The following is a 16,614-nucleotide window of genomic DNA, read 5'->3' as shown; positions in this document are numbered from 1 at the left end:
CGCATAGCTGTCGCACGGGTCCGAACGCTCTGAACAAGATGGAAGGGGAAATTGCGGCGCCAACATCTCGGGATCATCCGCCGCTTAATGGAAATCATGGCTCCGAACCTTGATGATTCCCTCGGGATCCGCCCCATTCGGGAACGGCGGCGAGTAAAGGTCGCGCGGACCCGGACGCCATCCTGCCTCGCCGCGGTCCGGGCTTCCGGCATGGGTGGCGCCGTCGCCCCGGCCATGGGCAATGGACAAATCCATGTTGCCGATCGACCGCAGCATCTCGTCGCGGTCGACCACGCGATCGACGATGACGTGGATCACCTGCCCTTCCTTCTGCAGCCGCCCGCGCAACGATACCATCGACGCCGACATCACCACGCGCCGCTGCTTCTCGAACCGGTCGGGCCAGAGAATGCCGTTGGCGACGCCGGTCTCGTCCTCGATGGTGATGAAGAGCACGCCCCGCGCCGAACCGGGACGCTGGCGGACCAGGATCACGCCCGCCACCTCCACATGCCGCCCGTCGTGGATGCCGGCGAGATCGCCGCAGCGCACGACGCGTTCTGCGGCAAGCTGCTCGCGCAGGAACGATAATGGGTGCGCCCGCAGCGAAAGCTGCAGCGCGCGATAATCCTCGACCACCTCGCGTCCGTCGGTCAACGGCCTGAGAGTGACCTCGGGCTCGATGCCTTCCGGGCTGAACCCACCTTCCCGCGCATCCGCCGCCTCGAACAGGGGCAAGGGTGCAGCCCCCAGACCGCGGGCGAACCAGAGCCCCTTGCGGCGATCCATTGCGAGCGCACGGAACGCATCGGCCTCGGCCAGACGCTCGATCGCCACGCGCGGCACGCCCGAACGGCGCCACACGGCCTCGACGCTGTCATAGGCAGGCGCCCCCTCGGACACTTCGCCGCGCGCCGCAACGATCGCAGCGCCATGGACATTGGCGAGCCCGCGCACCTGCCGGAACCCGAGCCGCACCGCCAGATAGCGCCCACCTGTCTCCTCGAGCGTGCAGTCCCAGCGGCTCGCATTGATATCGACGGGACGTATCTCGACCCCGTGCGCCTGCGCGTCGCGGACGATCTGGGCAGGTGCGTAGAACCCCATGGGCTGTGCATTGAGCAAAGCGGCACAGAACACGTCCGGATGGTGATGCTTCACCCAACAGGAGGCATAGGCAATCTTGGCGAAGGAGGCGGCATGGCTCTCCGGAAAGCCATAGGAGCCGAACCCCTCGATCTGCTTGAAGGTCCGCTCGGCAAAGTCCTGTGGATAGCCGCGCGCCACCATGCCGCCAACCAGCTTGTCGTAGAAATGGCTGACCCCGCCGGTTAGCTTGAATGTCGCCATGGCACGGCGCAGCTGGTCGGCTTCGGCGGGCGTAAACCCCGCGCCGACGATCGCGACCTTCATCGCCTGCTCCTGGAACAGCGGCACGCCCAAAGTCTTCTCGAGCACCGCGCGCAGCTCAGGCTTGGGATATTCGGGCTTCTCCTTGCCCTCCCGCCGGCGAAGATACGGATGGACCATGTCGCCCTGGATGGGTCCTGGCCGGACGATCGCAACCTCGATGACGAGATCGTAGAAGCGCGCCGGTTTCATGCGCGGCAGCATCGACATCTGCGCGCGGCTCTCGATCTGAAAGACGCCCAGTGTGTCAGCCTTCTGGATCATCGCATAAACGGCCGGATCGTCGTCCTGCAGGTCGGCCATGCCGACCTTCACGCCCTTATGCGCCTCGAGCAGGTTGAAGGCGCGGTTCATGCAGCCGAGCATGCCCAAGCCCAGCACATCGACCTTCATGAAGTGGAGGGCGTCGATATCGTCCTTGTCCCATTCGATGATCTGACGGTCCTCCATCCGCGCCGGCTCGATCGGCACGAGGTCGTCCAATCGGTCCTGGGTCAGCACGAACCCGCCGGGATGCTGGGAGAGATGCCGCGGCGTGCCGATCAGCTGGCGCGCAAGGCGCAGGGTCAGCTTGAGCCGGTGATCGTCGGCATTGAGGTTGAGGCTCTCGATCTGCGCGTCCGAGATACCGTCCATCGACCAGCCCCAGACCAGGCCGGTCAGCATCTTGGTCAGGTCGCGCGGCAGCCCAAGCGCCTTGCCCACTTCGGCAACCGCGCCGCGCGTGCGGTAGCGGGTCACGACCGCGGTCAGCGCTGAATGCCTGCGGCCATAGGTCTCGTAGATCCACTGGATGATTTCCTCGCGGCGCTCATGCTCGAAATCGACATCGATATCGGGCGGCTCCTTGCGCTCACCCGAGACGAAGCGCTCGAAGAGCAGCTCGTGCTGGATGGGATCGATCGAGGTGATGCCGAGCAGGAAGCAGACGCAGCTGTTCGCGGCCGAACCCCGCCCCTGGCAGAGGATGCCGCGCCGCACGCTTTCGGCGACGATGGCGCGGACGGTCAGGAAATAGGGCGCGTAGCCGAGCTGGTCGATCAGCCGCAGCTCATGCGCGATCTGGTCGGCATAGGGCTTGGGCACGCCGTCGGGGAATTTCGCGGCCGCCGCCTCCTCGGTCAGCATCGCCAAAGCCTGCTGGGCTGTCTTGCCCGCCATCACCTGCTCGTACGGATATTGGTAGCGGATCTCGCCAAGATCGAAGGTGCATGTCCGAGCGATATCCGCGCTGGCCGCGATCGCATCCGGAAAGCCCGAGAAGCGCCGCTCCATCTCAGCGGACGACTTGAGATGCCGGTCCATGAAGCGCTCGCGCCGGTAGCCGAGCGCATCGACCACGGTCTTCTCGCGAATGGCGGTCACCACGTCCTGCAACGGCCGCGCCTCGGGCGAATGATACAGGACGTCCCCAGTCGCGACCGCGCGAACCCCCGCGTCACGCGCAAGCCGGTCCAGGCCATGCAGCCGCGCCAGATCGTCGGGCCGCCGCCGGAAGGACAGCGCGCAATAGGCCCGAGCCCCGAAGGCCTCGGCCAATGCCCGCAAATGCTCCCTCGTCTCCTCGCCCGGCATATCCGGCACGAGGATCGCGACGAGCCCTTCGGCATGGAACACGACATCGGCCCAGTCGAGGATGCAGCAGCCCTTGCCGCCCCGCGCCTTGCCGATCGACAGCAGCCGGGTGAGGCGCGACCAGGCAGCTCGATCCTTCGGATAGAGCAACAGCGCCCGGCCATCGGTGAGGTCGACCCGCGCGCCCGCGATCATGCGGACACCTGTCGCCTTCTGCCCTTCCCAGCCCCGCACGACACCGGCGACGCTGCTCCAGTCGGCAAGCCCCAAAGCCGCGTGCCCGAGCAGGCCGGCAGCCGCGAACAGCTCTTCGGGCGCCGACGCGCCGCGCAGGAACGAGAAATGGCTGGTGACCTGAAGCTCGACATAGGTCGTCATCAGCCGAACACCCCGTGGAGATACCAGCTGAGATCGCCGGTCTCGGGCGCCACGCCGTCACCGCGCCGGAAAATCCAGAAGCGTTCCCCGCCCTCCACCTCGACCCGGAAATAGTCCCGCACCGCCCAATGCTCATGGTCCGAGCGCCACCATTCGCCGTGGATCCGCTCGGGACCGTCGCCCGCCACCACGCGGTACGGCTTGCCCCGCCAGGTAAACCGCCGGGGCGGATGGTCGGGCAGCAGCGCCACGACACCCGTCAGGAATTCCGGTCGGCGCAGCATCCGCGCCGGACGCTTCCATGCCGGCCAGCCCCGCACCGGCGCCAGCGGTCCGATGCGCCGGACCGCACGCTCGGGCACGTCGCTTTCCTCGAGCGTCATGCGGAATACCGCCCCTTCCCCGGCCCGCCCGACAAGCTGGTCGATCGCCGGCGCCAGGTCTTGCGGCGCTGCCTCGTCCAGCAGACTGCCCCATGCCACGGCACCCAGAGGGTCGCTGCGCGGCACGGTGAGCCGCATCGCCTCGATGCCGAGGCCCGGCTCGAGCCGATCGACCTTGAGCCCGAACATCCGCACCAGATGCCGCGCATCGCGCGTGGCACGCGATGCGCCGATCGCGATATGCTGCGCGGCGCCGTCGACGCGCTCTGCGGTCAGCACCGCGGTGCGCACGCCGAGACCTTGCTCGCGCAGCAGCTCCACCAGGTCGGCCACGAGATCGGCGATCACCTGTGTGATCGCCTCGGGCGTGGCGATCGGCTCCAGCAGACGACGCACCACCTCGGGCTGCTCGACCAGCACTACCGGCACGATCGGCTCGGCCGCGCGTCCCAGCGCCTGGTCGAGCCGGGTGACGGTCGCCAGGCCGAGGCGGCGGGCCAGCGGTCCGCGCGGCATGGGATACAGATCGCCGACCCGCTCCAGGCCAAAGCGCGCAGCGGCGTCGAGCGCGGTCTCCTCCAACCGAAGCGCGGCGATCGGCAGTGCGGCCAATGCCTGCGCCTCCCGCCCCGGCTCGAGCAGAACGATCTGCCGGCCGCCATAGCGCGCCAGCGCATGCGCGGCGCCCGCCGTGCCGGCGATGGCGATACGCGCGGTCAGCCCCAGCCGCGCGAAGAACCCGGCTACCCGCCGGCAAAAACGCGCCTCCCCGCCGTACAGATGGCTGGTCCCGGTCATGTCGAGCCAAAGCCCGTCCTGTCCCGAGACGGTGGCGATCGGCGTCCAGTGGATCACCGCATGCTGCGCCAACCGCTCGAGCAGCGCTTCATCCGCCGCGATATCCGCGTCCCGCACATCGAGATCACCGACCAGCGCCCGCGCATGCGCCGCCGCCATTCCCGGCCTCAGCCGCAGCGACAGCGCGACCGGACACGCGGCGCTCACTATCTCGCGCTGACCGCTGCGCAGCACCAGCACGGTCGGTCGCCCCCTCGCGGCCTGCACCGACACGAGCGCCGATCCGCGGCCGCCTTCGTCGGGCCGCATCGCCTTGAACGGATGCTGGGCGGACTCGGAACGCCGGCCAAGCTCGCGCATCGGCGGGCGCTGATGCGCGGGCAGTGCCGCGATCCGCTCGGCGTCCGACGGGCTTCCCCGCGCCCAGCGCGCACCCGGCCGCCAGCCACCGCCGCGCGGCACCGAGCAGGCGCCGGGATCGTCGTCGATCGCCAGGGGAAGCGGCGCGGCCGCGCGCTCAGGCGGCGCGAGCTGCCGCTCCGACCGCCACAGCCGCTCGATCGGGAGCTGCGGCAGGTAGAGCGAGGCGACCCGTGTCATCGCAAGCCTCAAGCGTCAGAGAGAATGGATTGCCGCCGCGCTGGCGGGCGATTTCGACCGACCAGCAACCACGCCCGACACCGGGATGCTGAAGCGGTACCGACGGCGCGCAGCCGATCCGCCAGCGCGTGCAGGCCGCCGAGGGCAGCTCGAGCGGATCGCGGCCCATGCGCTTCCAGCGCCGGAGCAACAGCATCGGCGTGTCACCGTCGGCGGCAGCGAGCTGGAGACGGCGCGTCGCGGTCTGGTCGGCCGCCTTCACCTCGGCGACGACCGCCGCAAAAGCACCTTCGCGCAGGCAATCTTCGGCAAGCGCGAGCGCCATCACGTCATCCTTGCCCTGGAGGTAGAGCAACTTGGCCGGCGGCAGCCCGGCCTGTTCGAGGCCGGGCGCATAGAGATCGAACCGGGTCAGCGCCCAGGCAAGCTGCGCGCCCGACGCTACCGCGAACCGCGCCGCCACCCCGGCCACGAACAAGGTGGCCGCGGCATCGTCGCCCAAGGTCGACGAAGCGGCGGCCACCTCGTGCAGGCCGGCGCCCTCGATCCCGCCCTGGGCCAGCCTGCTATCGAGCGCATCGATCCCGAACGGCAGCACGGCCGACACCGTTTCCTTCCGCGAGACGATGCGCGCGCGCAGCTCGTCGAGCAGGCGCGCGCGATCGGACAGAGGAAGGACCTGGCTGGACATACGGGAACATCGACTCACTTGTTCCCTTAATGTTCCGCCCCGATCGGACTTTCGTCAAGCTACTGAAATCAACTCCACCTTCACAGCAATGCAGGCTGACCGGCGGACGGCGGCGCGCCATAGACCTGCTGCGGGATCAGGCTTCCAGCCGGCAAGGTCTGCAGCACGTCACCAGCCGGCACCGTGGGATCGAGCCAATCCGCCCATTGGTCCCGGGTGAGTGGAACGATCTGCCGGCGATGGAAGGGCGCGATATCGGGGCCGGGGTCGAGCGTCAGCATCGTGAACGCCTCCCCCACCTTCTCATGCGCGCGCCAGATGCCCGCGATCGCGAACCAGCGATGGTCGCGCAGCGTGAACAGCCATTTGTTGAGCCGCTTCTGCTTGGGGTCCTCGGGATCGGTGAACTCGTAGAAGCCGTCGGCCAGGATCAGGCAGCGATGCGAGGCGAACGCCCGACCCTCGGCCCGGTAGTTGTAGACCGGCTTGCCGCTCGGCCCCGGCCAGCTCCACCGCCGGTTGACCAGGGCGCCTGCCCCACGCACGCCCTCCACGCTCTTCACGATCGGCGCCACGTCGGTGATCTTGATATCCTCGCGCGCGGCAACGTTGGGCGTGCCCTCGGGCAGGTCGATCTTGATCTTCAGATCGTCGAAATCCTCCATGATCGAGGCGATGTCGACCTCGAGCCGATAGTCATTGCACATGCCGTCCTCCCGATTTGCATGACGCGTTCGTTCGCATTATGTTCTCCTCATGCAAGCGAGTCCCTTCGAGTCGGGAGCACCCTTTGGAAGCCGCCGGGCGATCATCCGGCGGAACCCTAAGGATATGCAAGAGATCGAGATGATCGAAGCGGCCTGGGGCCTGGAGGCATGGGAGAAAGGCGGCAAGCCGTTCCGGTTCGTCCGATCGGAAGGAAAGACCTTCCCCAGGAACCGTTGCCTCGTGCCGGCCAGCGAATTCCAGGTCACCAATGGCGACCGCAAGTTCCGCGTGACGCTCGACGACGGCAATTTCTTCTACCTCGCCGGCGTCTGGCACCCGGCGACCGAAGACCGTGGTGTGAGCTATGCGATCCTGACGATCGAGGCCAATCCCGACATCTTCTTCTACCAGGAACGGCAAGGCGCCGTGCTGCTGCGCCGACAGAATATGGCCTGGCTCGACCGCAAACTTCCGGAAGACGAGATCCTGCAGCCCCTGCCGGCCCGCAGCTTCCTCGTCGAGGAGATCGCGCCGCGCGTCGCCCAGGCCGTGCAACACGAACTGGCATTGTAAGCGAGGCAGCCGATGTTTTTCCAAGCTTCTCCCAAGCCCGCCCGGCGGACCAGCACGAGCACGGCGATCGAGGCGCTCAACGCGCCGCTATTCACCGGCGCCCAGATCGCGGCCGCGTTGGAAGTGCTGGCGATGCTGCCCGAAGCCCACCGCGACAATCCGCACGCCCAGGCGGCGGTGCTCCAGGCCTATGCCAGGGATGCGGGGCTTCGCGACGAGACGATCTCTGCCGTAGCGCTGCATGCCCGCGTCACCGCGCTGGCCAAATGGACCGCTGCGCATGATCCCCAACGGCAATCCGATCCCGAGGCAGTGCTCGAGGCAGCGGCGCGGCATTCGCTCAGCGAGTCGGGCAGCGGCGTCGCATTCGAGCCGACGGGGTTTCAGGAACTGATCCTATTCATCGAAGAGCTGCCTTGGTGAGCCCCATTGTCCGACGACCGATGCTGGGCCGAAAGCAGACCATCGGCTTTCAGCGGCCTGACCGATTGCGAACGTAAAAGAACCCTCTTTGCGGACCGGCGCTTCGCCGCGATCACAATGCCGGATTGCTGCCAAGCGGCAGTGGCCGTTCGTTGTAGAATTCGACCCGCATTCGCATTGCGCCCAAAGGCGTAACCCAGTGAGGCTGGTCGGGCAGCAAAAGCCCCGGTGCAGAGGAAGAAAGCAATTGCTCCGTCCCATCGGGGAAGCTCAGCATCAGCTGTCCTTCGAGCACCCGCACCAGCCCCCACACGCCCGGCTTGGTGCGATGCTCCTTGCGAAGCGCGATCGGGAGGGTTTCGGCATCGAAAATCGAGGTCGAGCGATAAGGGAGAATGGCTTGCATTTTACCTCTCCGATGCCGGGCATGGCGCGCGCGAGCCCGTCTTGTCCCGATAGAAGGCGATCGCGTGTGACAGGCTCTCGGCAATCCTGCCGGCTTTATCCTGCATTGCGGCCGCGGCCGGTGGCGGAAGCAGTGCATCGGTCGTCTCGCGCCAGAGCGACAGCCAGCGCGCAAAGCCTTCGGGAGTGATCCGAGCTTCGTGACGCACATGCGCCGGGACCGGCTGACCCTTGTAACGCCCGCTGGTGAGCATGACGGAGGACCAGAACGCCTCGAGCTTCTCGAGATGCACGGGCCAGTCGTGGATCGCGCCGTTGAAGACCGGGCCGATCATCGGGTCTTCGCGCACGCGGGCGTAGAAGGCATGCACCACCGTGTGGATCTCGTCCTCGGTAATCGCTGCAATGGTCATCTCAGGCCGCCTCCGCCCTACCGAGGATGGCGCGAAGCGCCTGGCTGAGGGCATTGCCGAGCAACGGCTTCTCGACCAGCACCGCTCCCGCGGCCAGTGCGCGTTCACGAAGCCTGCGGGTCGGATTGGTCGCCAGGAGGATCGCCGGGGTGGCGCATCCCGAGCTCCGCAGGTCCGCCAGGAATGCCAGCCCATCGCCTTCGCGAAACCGCTGATCGATGACCAAGCAAGCCGCAACAGCCGGATCGCCATCGCCATTCTCGGCCAGTACGACGTTGAAGGCTTCCAGCTCGAGCGAGAATTTGAGCGACGCGCGGACGGCCGAATCGGGTTCAAACAACAGGATCGGGGCGTTGATGGACATCTGGTGTCTCCAGCGCGGCCGGCGGTAGAGTCCACCGGCCGGCGATCGGTCAGGCTGCCCGCTTCCAGGTCGGCTCGAGCGGGATGTGCGGCGGGCAGGCCGCGACCTCACCCATGGGCAGGCCGGCCAGCTCGTTGGCATAGCCGTGATTGACGTCGCGGTGGTGTGCTTCGTCTGCACGCACCACAAGGACGACGTCGCGCAGGGTCGAGCCCTCGGGCAGACCCCAGTACCGGAGCGCAATCGCCGGCGCGGGCACATTCTCCGAACGACCCTCGTCGATCTCGGCGAGATAGTGGGTGTAGCTGATCACCGCCTCTTCCTCGAAATAGCCGACCACCCGGTGCGCGGTCTTCGAGCTGACGAGATAGAGTGCGAAGAAGAACAGGTAGAAGACCCACTGCACGCCGATGATCACCGCGCGCTCGAACCAGGTCGGCTTCGAGATCTCGATGAAGGTCATCAGGTGCATGCGCTCGTTCTCGGCCTCGTCCATCAGCGTCTTGATCCAGCCCTTGTCGTCGCACATGCGGCGCAGGCAGGTCAGGTGGTTGATTGTGGCGCCGACCATGCCGGGCACCGCCGCCACGGTCTCGAGGACGACGGCGCGGTGGCCGTAGCGCTCGGCAAAGAAAGTGTCGGCGGTCCAGCGAAGCACCTTTGTGAAGCCCAGCGCGATGCGGTCGGACGCGCCCTTGGGCTTGTGATGGATGCTGAGATCGATGCGCGGTGCAGTCATGGAACTTCCTCCGGTAGCTGGCGCGATCTTGTCGACCATCGCCATTGCCCATCTCTACGCACGGTGCGCGACCGCCGGAATTTGGATGATCGCCCTACCGTGACCACCCTAAGGGCTGACGCGGAGGTGCGCCAGGATCGCAGGAACACGCTATGACGGCCGGATGACGCAGGAAGGCGCCTGGAAAATGGGGAGCGGAAGACATCGCCGGCTGGCGCCGCTTGCGGCGGTCGGGCTGGCCGCGCTCGTCCTTGCCGCCGGGGCGGGTCTGCGCATGGGGCTGGCCGGATATCTGGGGGAGCGCGCGACCTTCATCTTCTTCGTGCCGGGGGTGGTCGCCGCGGGCGCGCTTTCGGGGCTTCGGGCCGGGGTCGTGGCCAGCCTCCTCGGGGCGGGCATCGGGTTATGGTGTGACCGGCTCGCCGGTCCGCTGACCACCGGCAGCATCATCGCCGCGAGCATGTTCGTCCTTATCGGCATTGCGGTCGCGATCGGGGGCGAATGGTTCCAGCGCGCGCGTACCGAGACCGAAACCGCCAACGCGGACCTCGCCCGGCGCGAGGCGCATCTGCGATCGATCCTCGAGACGGTGCCCGATGCGATGATCGTGATCGACGAGCATGGCCTGATCCGCGACTTCAGCCCGGCGGCCGAACGGCTGTTCGGCTGGACGCCGGCGCAGGTCTCGGGCCGCAACGTGAGCATGCTGATGCCTGCACCCTATCGCGACTCGCATGACGGCTATCTCGAGCGCTATTACCGAACCGGAGAGCGGCGGATAATCGGCATCGGCCGCGTGGTGGTCGGCGAGCGAAGCGACGGTTCGACCTTTCCTATGGAGCTGTCGGTCGGCGAGATGCGGATGGACGGCGCGCGCTTCTTCACCGGCTTCGTTCGCGACCTCACCGAGCGGCAGCAGACCGAGACGCGATTGCAGGAGCTCCAAAGCGAGCTCGTGCACGTCTCCCGGCTCACCGCTCTCGGCGAGATGGCGTCGGCGCTGGCCCATGAACTCAACCAGCCACTTTCCGCGATCGCCAATTACCTGAAGGGCAGCCGCATGCTGCTCGCGCGCGCGGACGTGCCGCATGACAAAGTGGCCGATGCGGTCGAGCGCGCATCAAACGAAGCGCTGCGTGCAGGCGAGATCATCCGCCGTCTCCGCGACTTCGTCGCGCGCGGCGAGACCGAGCGTAGCGTCGAGAGCCTCCCCAAGCTCATCGAGGAAGCCAGCGCGCTCGCTTTGGTGGGCGCAAAGGAGCACAGCATCCGGGTGCGCTATGCGTTCAGTCCGGAAGTCGATCTCGTGCTGGCCGACAGGGTCCAGGTCCAGCAGGTTGTGCTCAATCTGGTGCGCAACGCCGTCGATTCGATGGCGGCGTCCGCCGCGCCGCGCCGCGAACTCGATATCCGGGTCGAGCCAGAAGGCGACGACATGGCGATGGTCAGCGTCGCCGACACGGGTCCCGGAATCAGCGCCGACATTGCCGGCCAGCTGTTTCAGCCGTTCATCACCACCAAGCGAACCGGGATGGGGGTCGGGCTTTCGATCTCGCGGACGATCATCGAAGCCCATGGCGGCCGAATCTGGGCCGAGGAAAATGAGGGTGGCGGCGCATTGTTCCACTTCACGCTGCAACGGCTCGGCAAGGAGGAGCTATCCGATGGCGACTGACGGTCTCGTCTATGTGATCGATGACGACGAAGGCGCGCGCCATTCGCTCGAGTTCCTCATCGACTGCGCCGGATTCAAGGTGCGCACCTATCCCTCGGCGGACGTTTTTCTCCAGGCTGGCCCGCCGCTCGACCATGCCTGCGTCGTCACCGACGTCCGCATGCCGGGGATGAGCGGGGTGGAACTGGTCGCCGCGCTCAAGCGGCGCGGCGCCGCGGTGCCGGTGATCATGATTACCGGCCATGCCGACGTGCCGCTCGCGATCCAGGCGATGAAGGCTGGGGTCGCAGACTTCATCGAAAAGCCGTTCAACGACGACGCCATCCTGGATGCGATCCGAAGCGCGTTCGCGCAACAGGAAGGCCGGGACGAAGTATCGGCGGAGCGCGACCAAATCGTCGAGCGAATGGCGCTGTTGTCACCACGCGAGCGCGAGGTCGTGGAAGGCCTGGTCGCCGGGCACGCGAACAAGGTGATCGCGTTCGATCTCGATATCAGCGCCCGCACCGTCGAAGTCTACCGGGCCAACGCCATGATGAAGATGCAGGCAAGAAGCCTGTCGGAACTTGTCCGGATGGTGACCATCGCCCGATTGAGCTGAGTGGAATCTGTTTTCTACGATCGATTTTTCGAGCGCGGCTGAACGTCAGCGCGGTAATCAGCAGCTGGTGGAATGGCAGCTTCCGGGCAGACGAAGCTCTACGCTGATCGACTGTTCGTGGGCGCAAAGCCGACAGCTGCATTCGCGAAAATCCGCTCGTCCGCTTCTGGGCCGCTACCGGACTGTCAGCTTTCAAGCGACAAAATGGGCAAAGCTGACAATCGCGCAGGAATCATATCCAGCGGCTAAGCTCCATTATCGTCGGTATCGACCGTGATGCGAAAGGGCGCACAATCGAAGTTCCCCGTATAGTCCCCGGCCATCCCCTCCGGGTCGACCCAGTCCAATATCCTTGGCGGTAAGGTCTTGCATCGTTTGCGGCGAATTTTCGGTATCGACACGTCTATTGGCGGTGGCGATTTGCAAAGGACCGCAAGCGTGCCGCGATTTCCCTCTTCCGGCGCGCCACTCCCGCGGGCGGCAAACTTATCCGTCCGCCCGCAGACGTGACGGCTGTCTCACCTCGTAGATCTCGACGTCGTAGCCATCAGGGTCGATGCACCGGAAGTGACGGCGATCGCCGCGCGTCTGGATCGGCGTTACGATCTCAACCTCGGCGTCCTCGAGACGCTCGAAACAGGCCGCAAGATCGGAGCGCTCGATGTAGAGACGAAAGTTCGACGTGTCGCTTTCCGCCGGTTTGCCGGCCTTAAGCGCGAGCCGCCCGAAACTGATCGAGTCTCGCCCCTCGCGGCTCGCCGCAAGACCGACCAGACCCTGGTAGAATCGTCGCGACCGCGCCAGATCGGCGACCGCGATCCGCAAGCCGACGTTGAAATCGCTCGACGGCTGCTGACGCGCGAAAAGGTCGCGATCGGGGGTCGGCGTGCGACTCGGCTCGCGTGCCGCCGCGCCGGCACGGGAGAAGACCTTGAGGAAATAGGTCTGGCCGTCGTCCGCCCGCAGCCTCCAGCCGGCAGCTTGCGTGCTACTGACTTTCGAGACGATCCCGTCCCACGGTTCGACCGAGGCCGCGACGCCAATCGGCAGCCACGCCCGCCCGCCGTGCGGGACATCTGTGAGACTGCGTGTGAATGCACCGAGCGTTTTACGGTTGACACGGTAAAGTTCGGCGTCCTCACCCTCCCCGCGCAGCAGCGCATGAGCGGAAAGCCTGATCGCCCCCACGTCCTGCAGTGGATCGACATAGCGCTCGATCCAACTCCCCCCGACCGCCGCGCCGAGCAACCCGCAGGTCATCGACGCAAGCGTATCGGTGTCGGCGCCGCGCGCGAGTGCCGCCGCGCGCAACCCTTCGTGCGGATCGGCGGCGTGGCGTGACGCGAGATAGATCGCCCCTGCGGCTGTCACGGTGCCAGCACCGTTGACGCGCGGATCGAAGCAACCGAGTTCGGTAAGCGTCTCCTCGTCGAAGCTTGCAGCCCCCGCGTTGATCGCGCCCGCCGCCTGCTCGAGCAGCCGAACCTGCTCGAGAACGGTCTCGTCCCAAACGCGTTCGACATCGAAACTGCCGTGCGCAACTTCGGCCCAGTCGCGCCACTGCTCGTCTATCGACGGCAACTTGCCCCATTCTTGGCTCGACGAGAGCGCTTCGTGGATCAGCTGTCCGAACTCGAGCGTACCGCGGTGGCGCAGCGCGCTCCACATGGCGAAAGCATAGACGAGCGCGCCAATGAGCGCGCGCGGATGACCGTGGGTGCAGACGCCGTCTGCCATCACGTCGCGCGCAAGAGGCGCGAAACTGTGCTCCCCGGCGCGCCGCACCGCATGCGGCAGGATACGCATCGCCACCCCATTTCCGCCAGCCTCGAAGTAACGGCGAGTCTCCGCGAGTTTGCCGTGCCACGGCTGGGTTCCCTGCGCCCAGCTAGACGCCGCGCGCTTCGTAGCGCCACCGCCGCCTCGCTCGTAGATCGTCCAGAACGGCAGCTCCTGATGCGCCAGCACCTCCCACCACGCCTTGCGGTTCCGGCGCAGCGCACGCGCCACGGCAAGGATTAGCTGCGTATCGTCGCTATAGCTGCCGGCAGCGATCTGCTCCTCATAGCCCTGGAAGCGCCCGCCGCCGCGCTTGATCCAATCCTCGTAGCGCAGCCCCCCGTCGCTCGCCCGCGTCTTGGACCGTCGCGCGCGCATCTCGTGCGGCCAGCCAAGCGCATCGCCGATCGCCGCGCCCAAGAACGCCGCTTCACTGCGCCGCTCGAGCTGCACTGCATTGCGGCGAGATTCGGTGGCATCGATCACAGCGCGAGCACCGTCTCTACCGGCCGCTCGCCGCGGCGGATCGCTGCGCTCTGCGCATATTTGTCGAAAAGGGTCGGGGCGACGACGAAGGTAAGACCCGCGGGGTCGATGCCGCAATATTCGAGACTCAGACGTTCCTCCGCACCTTGCTCGGCATTTTTGACGCCGATCCCGATGATATCCTCGACCGGGATTCGGCCCGGCACAAGAACTTCGGCCTGATCGTCGGTCGGCGAGCAGGCAAGATGATTCGCGCCTCGCTGAAAAACCTTACCGTATGCGCCGCGGCTCGAGGCAGGAAACATCGCGTCGAACCCAACCGGCCCCGGCCGCAGCGCTACCGCACTGGCGGCCGCGTTGCGCGGCGCGAACAGCGCGCCCGGAATCGAAAGCACCGCCGGATTGAGGAACAGCACGACCCAGCGCGGAAACAGAAGCTCTGCCGTGCGGGCGCGGTCCATATACCAGCCGTTGGGATATTCGATCGAACAGCAGACATGGTCGGTGTGCCCGTCGAGCCGGAGCAGGTCGGTCGGATTGTAGAGCCGGCGCTCGTCCTCGCTGAGTTCGCGCGTCGGTCGAATTCCGGACCTTTCCGCCAGAATGTGCGCAAGACTGCGCGACGGTGTGAAGTGGCAGACGCGACTGATGCCTCGCGCTGCGACCCGGTCGGCGAGCACTCCCGTCATCGCGTCACCTTGGTGTAGAGCGATGGTTCGGGCGGAAGCAGCCGCGTGGGCTCACCGGTGTGGGTTAGGATGAGTTCCGAGCGTGCGCGTGTGACGCCAACATAGAGCAGCCGGCCATCGCCCGCCGATGCTTCTTCCAGCCCGTCGGCTTCGACTGCTATCGGGTTGGGGAAGCGGGCATCGGACAGGAACGGCATGATCACTGCGTCGAACTCGAGCCCTTTCCCGCTGTGCAGCGTCCCCGTCGAAACGCCCGGGTTGCTCGACCATGCCCCGAGATCGCGCGTCAGCCGCTGGACCGGGCCCGGTAGCCGCGACGCAATTCGAGTCGCCAGTTCCTTCGTCCGGGCGAGAACCGCGACGCTGCGCCCTTGGCCGAGCGCGGCGGCGCGGCGGACAACGAAGTCGGTTTCCGCGTCCTCGTCCTGGAAGCAGATCAACGTCGGCTTTGGTCCGGCGGCCGTCGGCTGCCGCGGCGAGACGAGATCAGCCGCTTCGGCGTAATAGGGCATGCGCGAAATCGCGAGTGCAAGGTCGGCGATTTCCTTCGTGTTGCGGTAATTCTCCTCGAAGTTCCAGATCTTTGCCGGCCGCAGCCCGGCCGAGCGCCATGACATGCGATGGCCATAGATCTGCTGCGCGATGTCGCCGAAGAAGGTGAGCGAACCGCCCGCCGGTACAGCTTTCGCCAGCGCGCGCAGCATGATCGGGCTGAGGTCCTGGCCCTCGTCAACGATGACATGTTTGTAAAGTCTGGTGTTCGTGTCGACGTCGAATGCTGCGGCGACCGCACCTGCGATATCGTCGAGATCGTACTGAAATCCCTGCGCTGCGCGTAGCGCGAGATACGCCTCATAGACCTGCCACATGACCGGTCGCTGGCTCTTGAGCATGCGCGCTTCGGCGCGTCCGGTGCGCGGCGTGGCATCATACTCAGCCAGGGTAGATATCCCATGTCGCGCAATCCATTCGATCTCGTCTTCGAAGAACCCGACCGGTCGGCTGAGCAGCGCGTCGCCACTCCCGAGCGCCTTTACTTGCGCCATCGCCGCGAGAACGAAGGTCTGTCGGCGATGCGGCTGCAGCAGCCAGCCGTCCGGGAGCAGGCCGCGTGACGCGAGGTAGCCGCGCGCGAAGAGATGGAAATTCTCTACCTTGACGCGGTCGAGCACGTCTTTCGCGATGTGGCGGATATAGGTGCCGAGCGTCTTGTTGAACGTGATGAGCAAAGTTCGCCCATGATCGGGTCGGCGCGGATCGGAAAGATAAGCAGCCCGCAGTATCGCCATCGAGGTCTTGCCGCTCCCGGCAGTGCCGAGCACGACATTATGACCTACCCCGCCGAGGTAGACGACTTCGCGCTGTCTATCGACCGGTGTTGCGAGCGCCACGCTCTTCGTCTCTCCTGCTCAACGTGATTCTTGGTCCGAGCTTAGGTCGCTTTGGTGTGGAAGTAGAGTCGGCTGCAGGACCGGCGTGATGAGCTACTTCGCGGCCGCAATCCCGCGCGAGCAACACCAGCCCGCGCAGCTTACCGGCGAGACGCGAGCTGACTACCTAGCGCGAATCGAACGCGGCCTCCGTCGCCTACCAGGCCCTCTACTCCCCAGCCTGAGGGCCGCCGCGCCCGTCCCCGCTCGCATGAGGCAGAGAGGATCCCCTGAACCGATCCCACGACAGTCGCGGCGCATCAGGCGCCGCCCAAGCGGGAAACGCGGATATAGCGGAGACGAGGGAATGTCCGGTCCTCCGGCATGGAGGGCCAGAGAACCGCGTCATGACACGTGACACAGAAATCATTAAATACCGAAAACATTATTTCTGGATAAACGGAATAACGGCTTTCCCTCTTTCAGTGTAACGTCGCGGATGCTACGGAGACGCTAGGACGCGGGAGGGGCCAGCGTCCGCCGGGGACCGCTAG

At 66.2% G+C, this 16,614-nt stretch carries 15 protein-coding genes; 4 read left to right on the top strand and 11 right to left on the bottom strand.

Annotation, left to right across the window (positions count from 1 at the left end; all coding sequences use genetic code 11):
* Window positions 1–84: 84 nt before the first annotated feature.
* The 4 genes from IAG41_RS00175 to IAG41_RS00160 all read right to left on the bottom strand — a co-directional run bounded on the left by IAG41_RS00175 (window position 85) and on the right by IAG41_RS00160 (window position 6,542).
* On the bottom strand, window positions 85–3,363 hold the full coding sequence (locus IAG41_RS00175; RefSeq protein WP_187726588.1) for an error-prone DNA polymerase: 3,279 nt from the start codon (window positions 3,361–3,363) through the stop codon (window positions 85–87).
* On the bottom strand, window positions 3,363–5,144 hold the full coding sequence (locus IAG41_RS00170; protein WP_187726587.1) for a Y-family DNA polymerase: 1,782 nt from the start codon (window positions 5,142–5,144) through the stop codon (window positions 3,363–3,365). The genes IAG41_RS00175 and IAG41_RS00170 overlap by 1 nt, the downstream gene beginning before the upstream one ends.
* On the bottom strand, window positions 5,062–5,835 hold the full coding sequence (locus tag IAG41_RS00165) for an ImuA family protein (RefSeq protein WP_262408398.1): 774 nt from the start codon (window positions 5,833–5,835) through the stop codon (window positions 5,062–5,064). The genes IAG41_RS00170 and IAG41_RS00165 overlap by 83 nt, the downstream gene beginning before the upstream one ends.
* A gap of 80 nt (window positions 5,836–5,915) precedes the next feature.
* Complete coding sequence (locus IAG41_RS00160; protein WP_187726586.1) at window positions 5,916–6,542, bottom strand: SOS response-associated peptidase family protein; 627 nt, start codon at window positions 6,540–6,542, stop codon at window positions 5,916–5,918.
* Between the two features lie 139 nt (window positions 6,543–6,681).
* Between IAG41_RS00160 and IAG41_RS00155 the strand changes: the two genes are divergently transcribed.
* Together IAG41_RS00155 and IAG41_RS00150 are read left to right on the top strand one after the other, a co-directional pair.
* A complete protein-coding gene (locus tag IAG41_RS00155; RefSeq protein WP_222950446.1) occupies window positions 6,682–7,116 on the top strand; it encodes an SOS response-associated peptidase family protein in 435 nt (144 codons plus the stop codon).
* 12 nt (window positions 7,117–7,128) lie between these two features.
* Window positions 7,129–7,539 carry a hypothetical protein gene (locus IAG41_RS00150; RefSeq protein WP_187726584.1) on the top strand — a complete coding sequence of 137 codons (411 nt, stop codon included), beginning with the start codon at window positions 7,129–7,131 and terminating at the stop codon, window positions 7,537–7,539.
* Between the two features lie 112 nt (window positions 7,540–7,651).
* Here IAG41_RS00150 and IAG41_RS00145 read toward each other — a convergent pair whose 3' ends face one another.
* From IAG41_RS00145 to IAG41_RS00130, 4 genes are read right to left on the bottom strand one after another with little or no spacing between them, the layout of a single operon-like run.
* Window positions 7,652–7,945 carry a DUF1971 domain-containing protein gene (locus tag IAG41_RS00145; protein ID WP_187726583.1) on the bottom strand — a complete coding sequence of 98 codons (294 nt, stop codon included), beginning with the start codon at window positions 7,943–7,945 and terminating at the stop codon, window positions 7,652–7,654.
* 1 nt (window position 7,946) lies between these two features.
* The gene (locus IAG41_RS00140) at window positions 7,947–8,357 is read right to left on the bottom strand and encodes a group III truncated hemoglobin (protein ID WP_187726582.1); all 411 of its coding nucleotides are present in this window, start codon (window positions 8,355–8,357) and stop codon (window positions 7,947–7,949) included.
* A 1-nt stretch (window position 8,358) separates the two neighbouring features.
* Window positions 8,359–8,721 carry a histidine kinase gene (locus tag IAG41_RS00135; RefSeq protein WP_187726581.1) on the bottom strand — a complete coding sequence of 121 codons (363 nt, stop codon included), beginning with the start codon at window positions 8,719–8,721 and terminating at the stop codon, window positions 8,359–8,361.
* A 49-nt stretch (window positions 8,722–8,770) separates the two neighbouring features.
* Window positions 8,771–9,460, bottom strand: a complete 690-nt coding sequence (locus IAG41_RS00130) for an alternative oxidase (protein ID WP_187726580.1) — start codon at window positions 9,458–9,460, stop codon at window positions 8,771–8,773.
* A gap of 187 nt (window positions 9,461–9,647) precedes the next feature.
* Here IAG41_RS00130 and IAG41_RS00125 point away from each other — a divergent pair, with 187 nt between their 5' ends.
* Both IAG41_RS00125 and fixJ read left to right on the top strand, forming a co-directional pair.
* Entirely contained in the window at window positions 9,648–11,135 is a 1,488-nt protein-coding gene (locus tag IAG41_RS00125; RefSeq protein ID WP_222950445.1) for a PAS domain S-box protein, read from the top strand.
* Entirely contained in the window at window positions 11,125–11,736 is a 612-nt protein-coding gene (gene fixJ, locus IAG41_RS00120; protein WP_187726578.1) for a response regulator FixJ, read from the top strand. The genes IAG41_RS00125 and fixJ overlap by 11 nt, the downstream gene beginning before the upstream one ends.
* Window positions 11,737–12,222: 486 nt before the next feature.
* On the opposite strand, the gene IAG41_RS00115 is transcribed toward fixJ, so the two are convergent.
* The 3 genes from IAG41_RS00115 to IAG41_RS23410 are packed head-to-tail and all read right to left on the bottom strand — an operon-like array spanning window position 12,223 to window position 16,081.
* Complete coding sequence (locus IAG41_RS00115; RefSeq protein ID WP_187726577.1) at window positions 12,223–14,001, bottom strand: ADP-ribosylglycohydrolase family protein; 1,779 nt, start codon at window positions 13,999–14,001, stop codon at window positions 12,223–12,225.
* Window positions 13,998–14,690, bottom strand: a complete 693-nt coding sequence (locus IAG41_RS00110) for a DarT ssDNA thymidine ADP-ribosyltransferase family protein (RefSeq protein ID WP_187726576.1) — start codon at window positions 14,688–14,690, stop codon at window positions 13,998–14,000. Before IAG41_RS00110 ends, IAG41_RS00115 begins: the two co-directional genes overlap by 4 nt.
* Entirely contained in the window at window positions 14,687–16,081 is a 1,395-nt protein-coding gene (locus IAG41_RS23410) for a 3'-5' exonuclease (RefSeq protein WP_187726575.1), read from the bottom strand. The genes IAG41_RS00110 and IAG41_RS23410 overlap by 4 nt, the downstream gene beginning before the upstream one ends.
* Window positions 16,082–16,614 lie beyond the last annotated feature (533 nt).

The organism is Sphingomonas sp. JC676, from assembly GCF_014489075.1.
GTDB lineage: Bacteria > Pseudomonadota > Alphaproteobacteria > Sphingomonadales > Sphingomonadaceae > Sphingomonas.
Note: the sequence above shows the minus strand (reverse complement) of the source record. Positions and strands in the feature narration are given on the sequence as shown.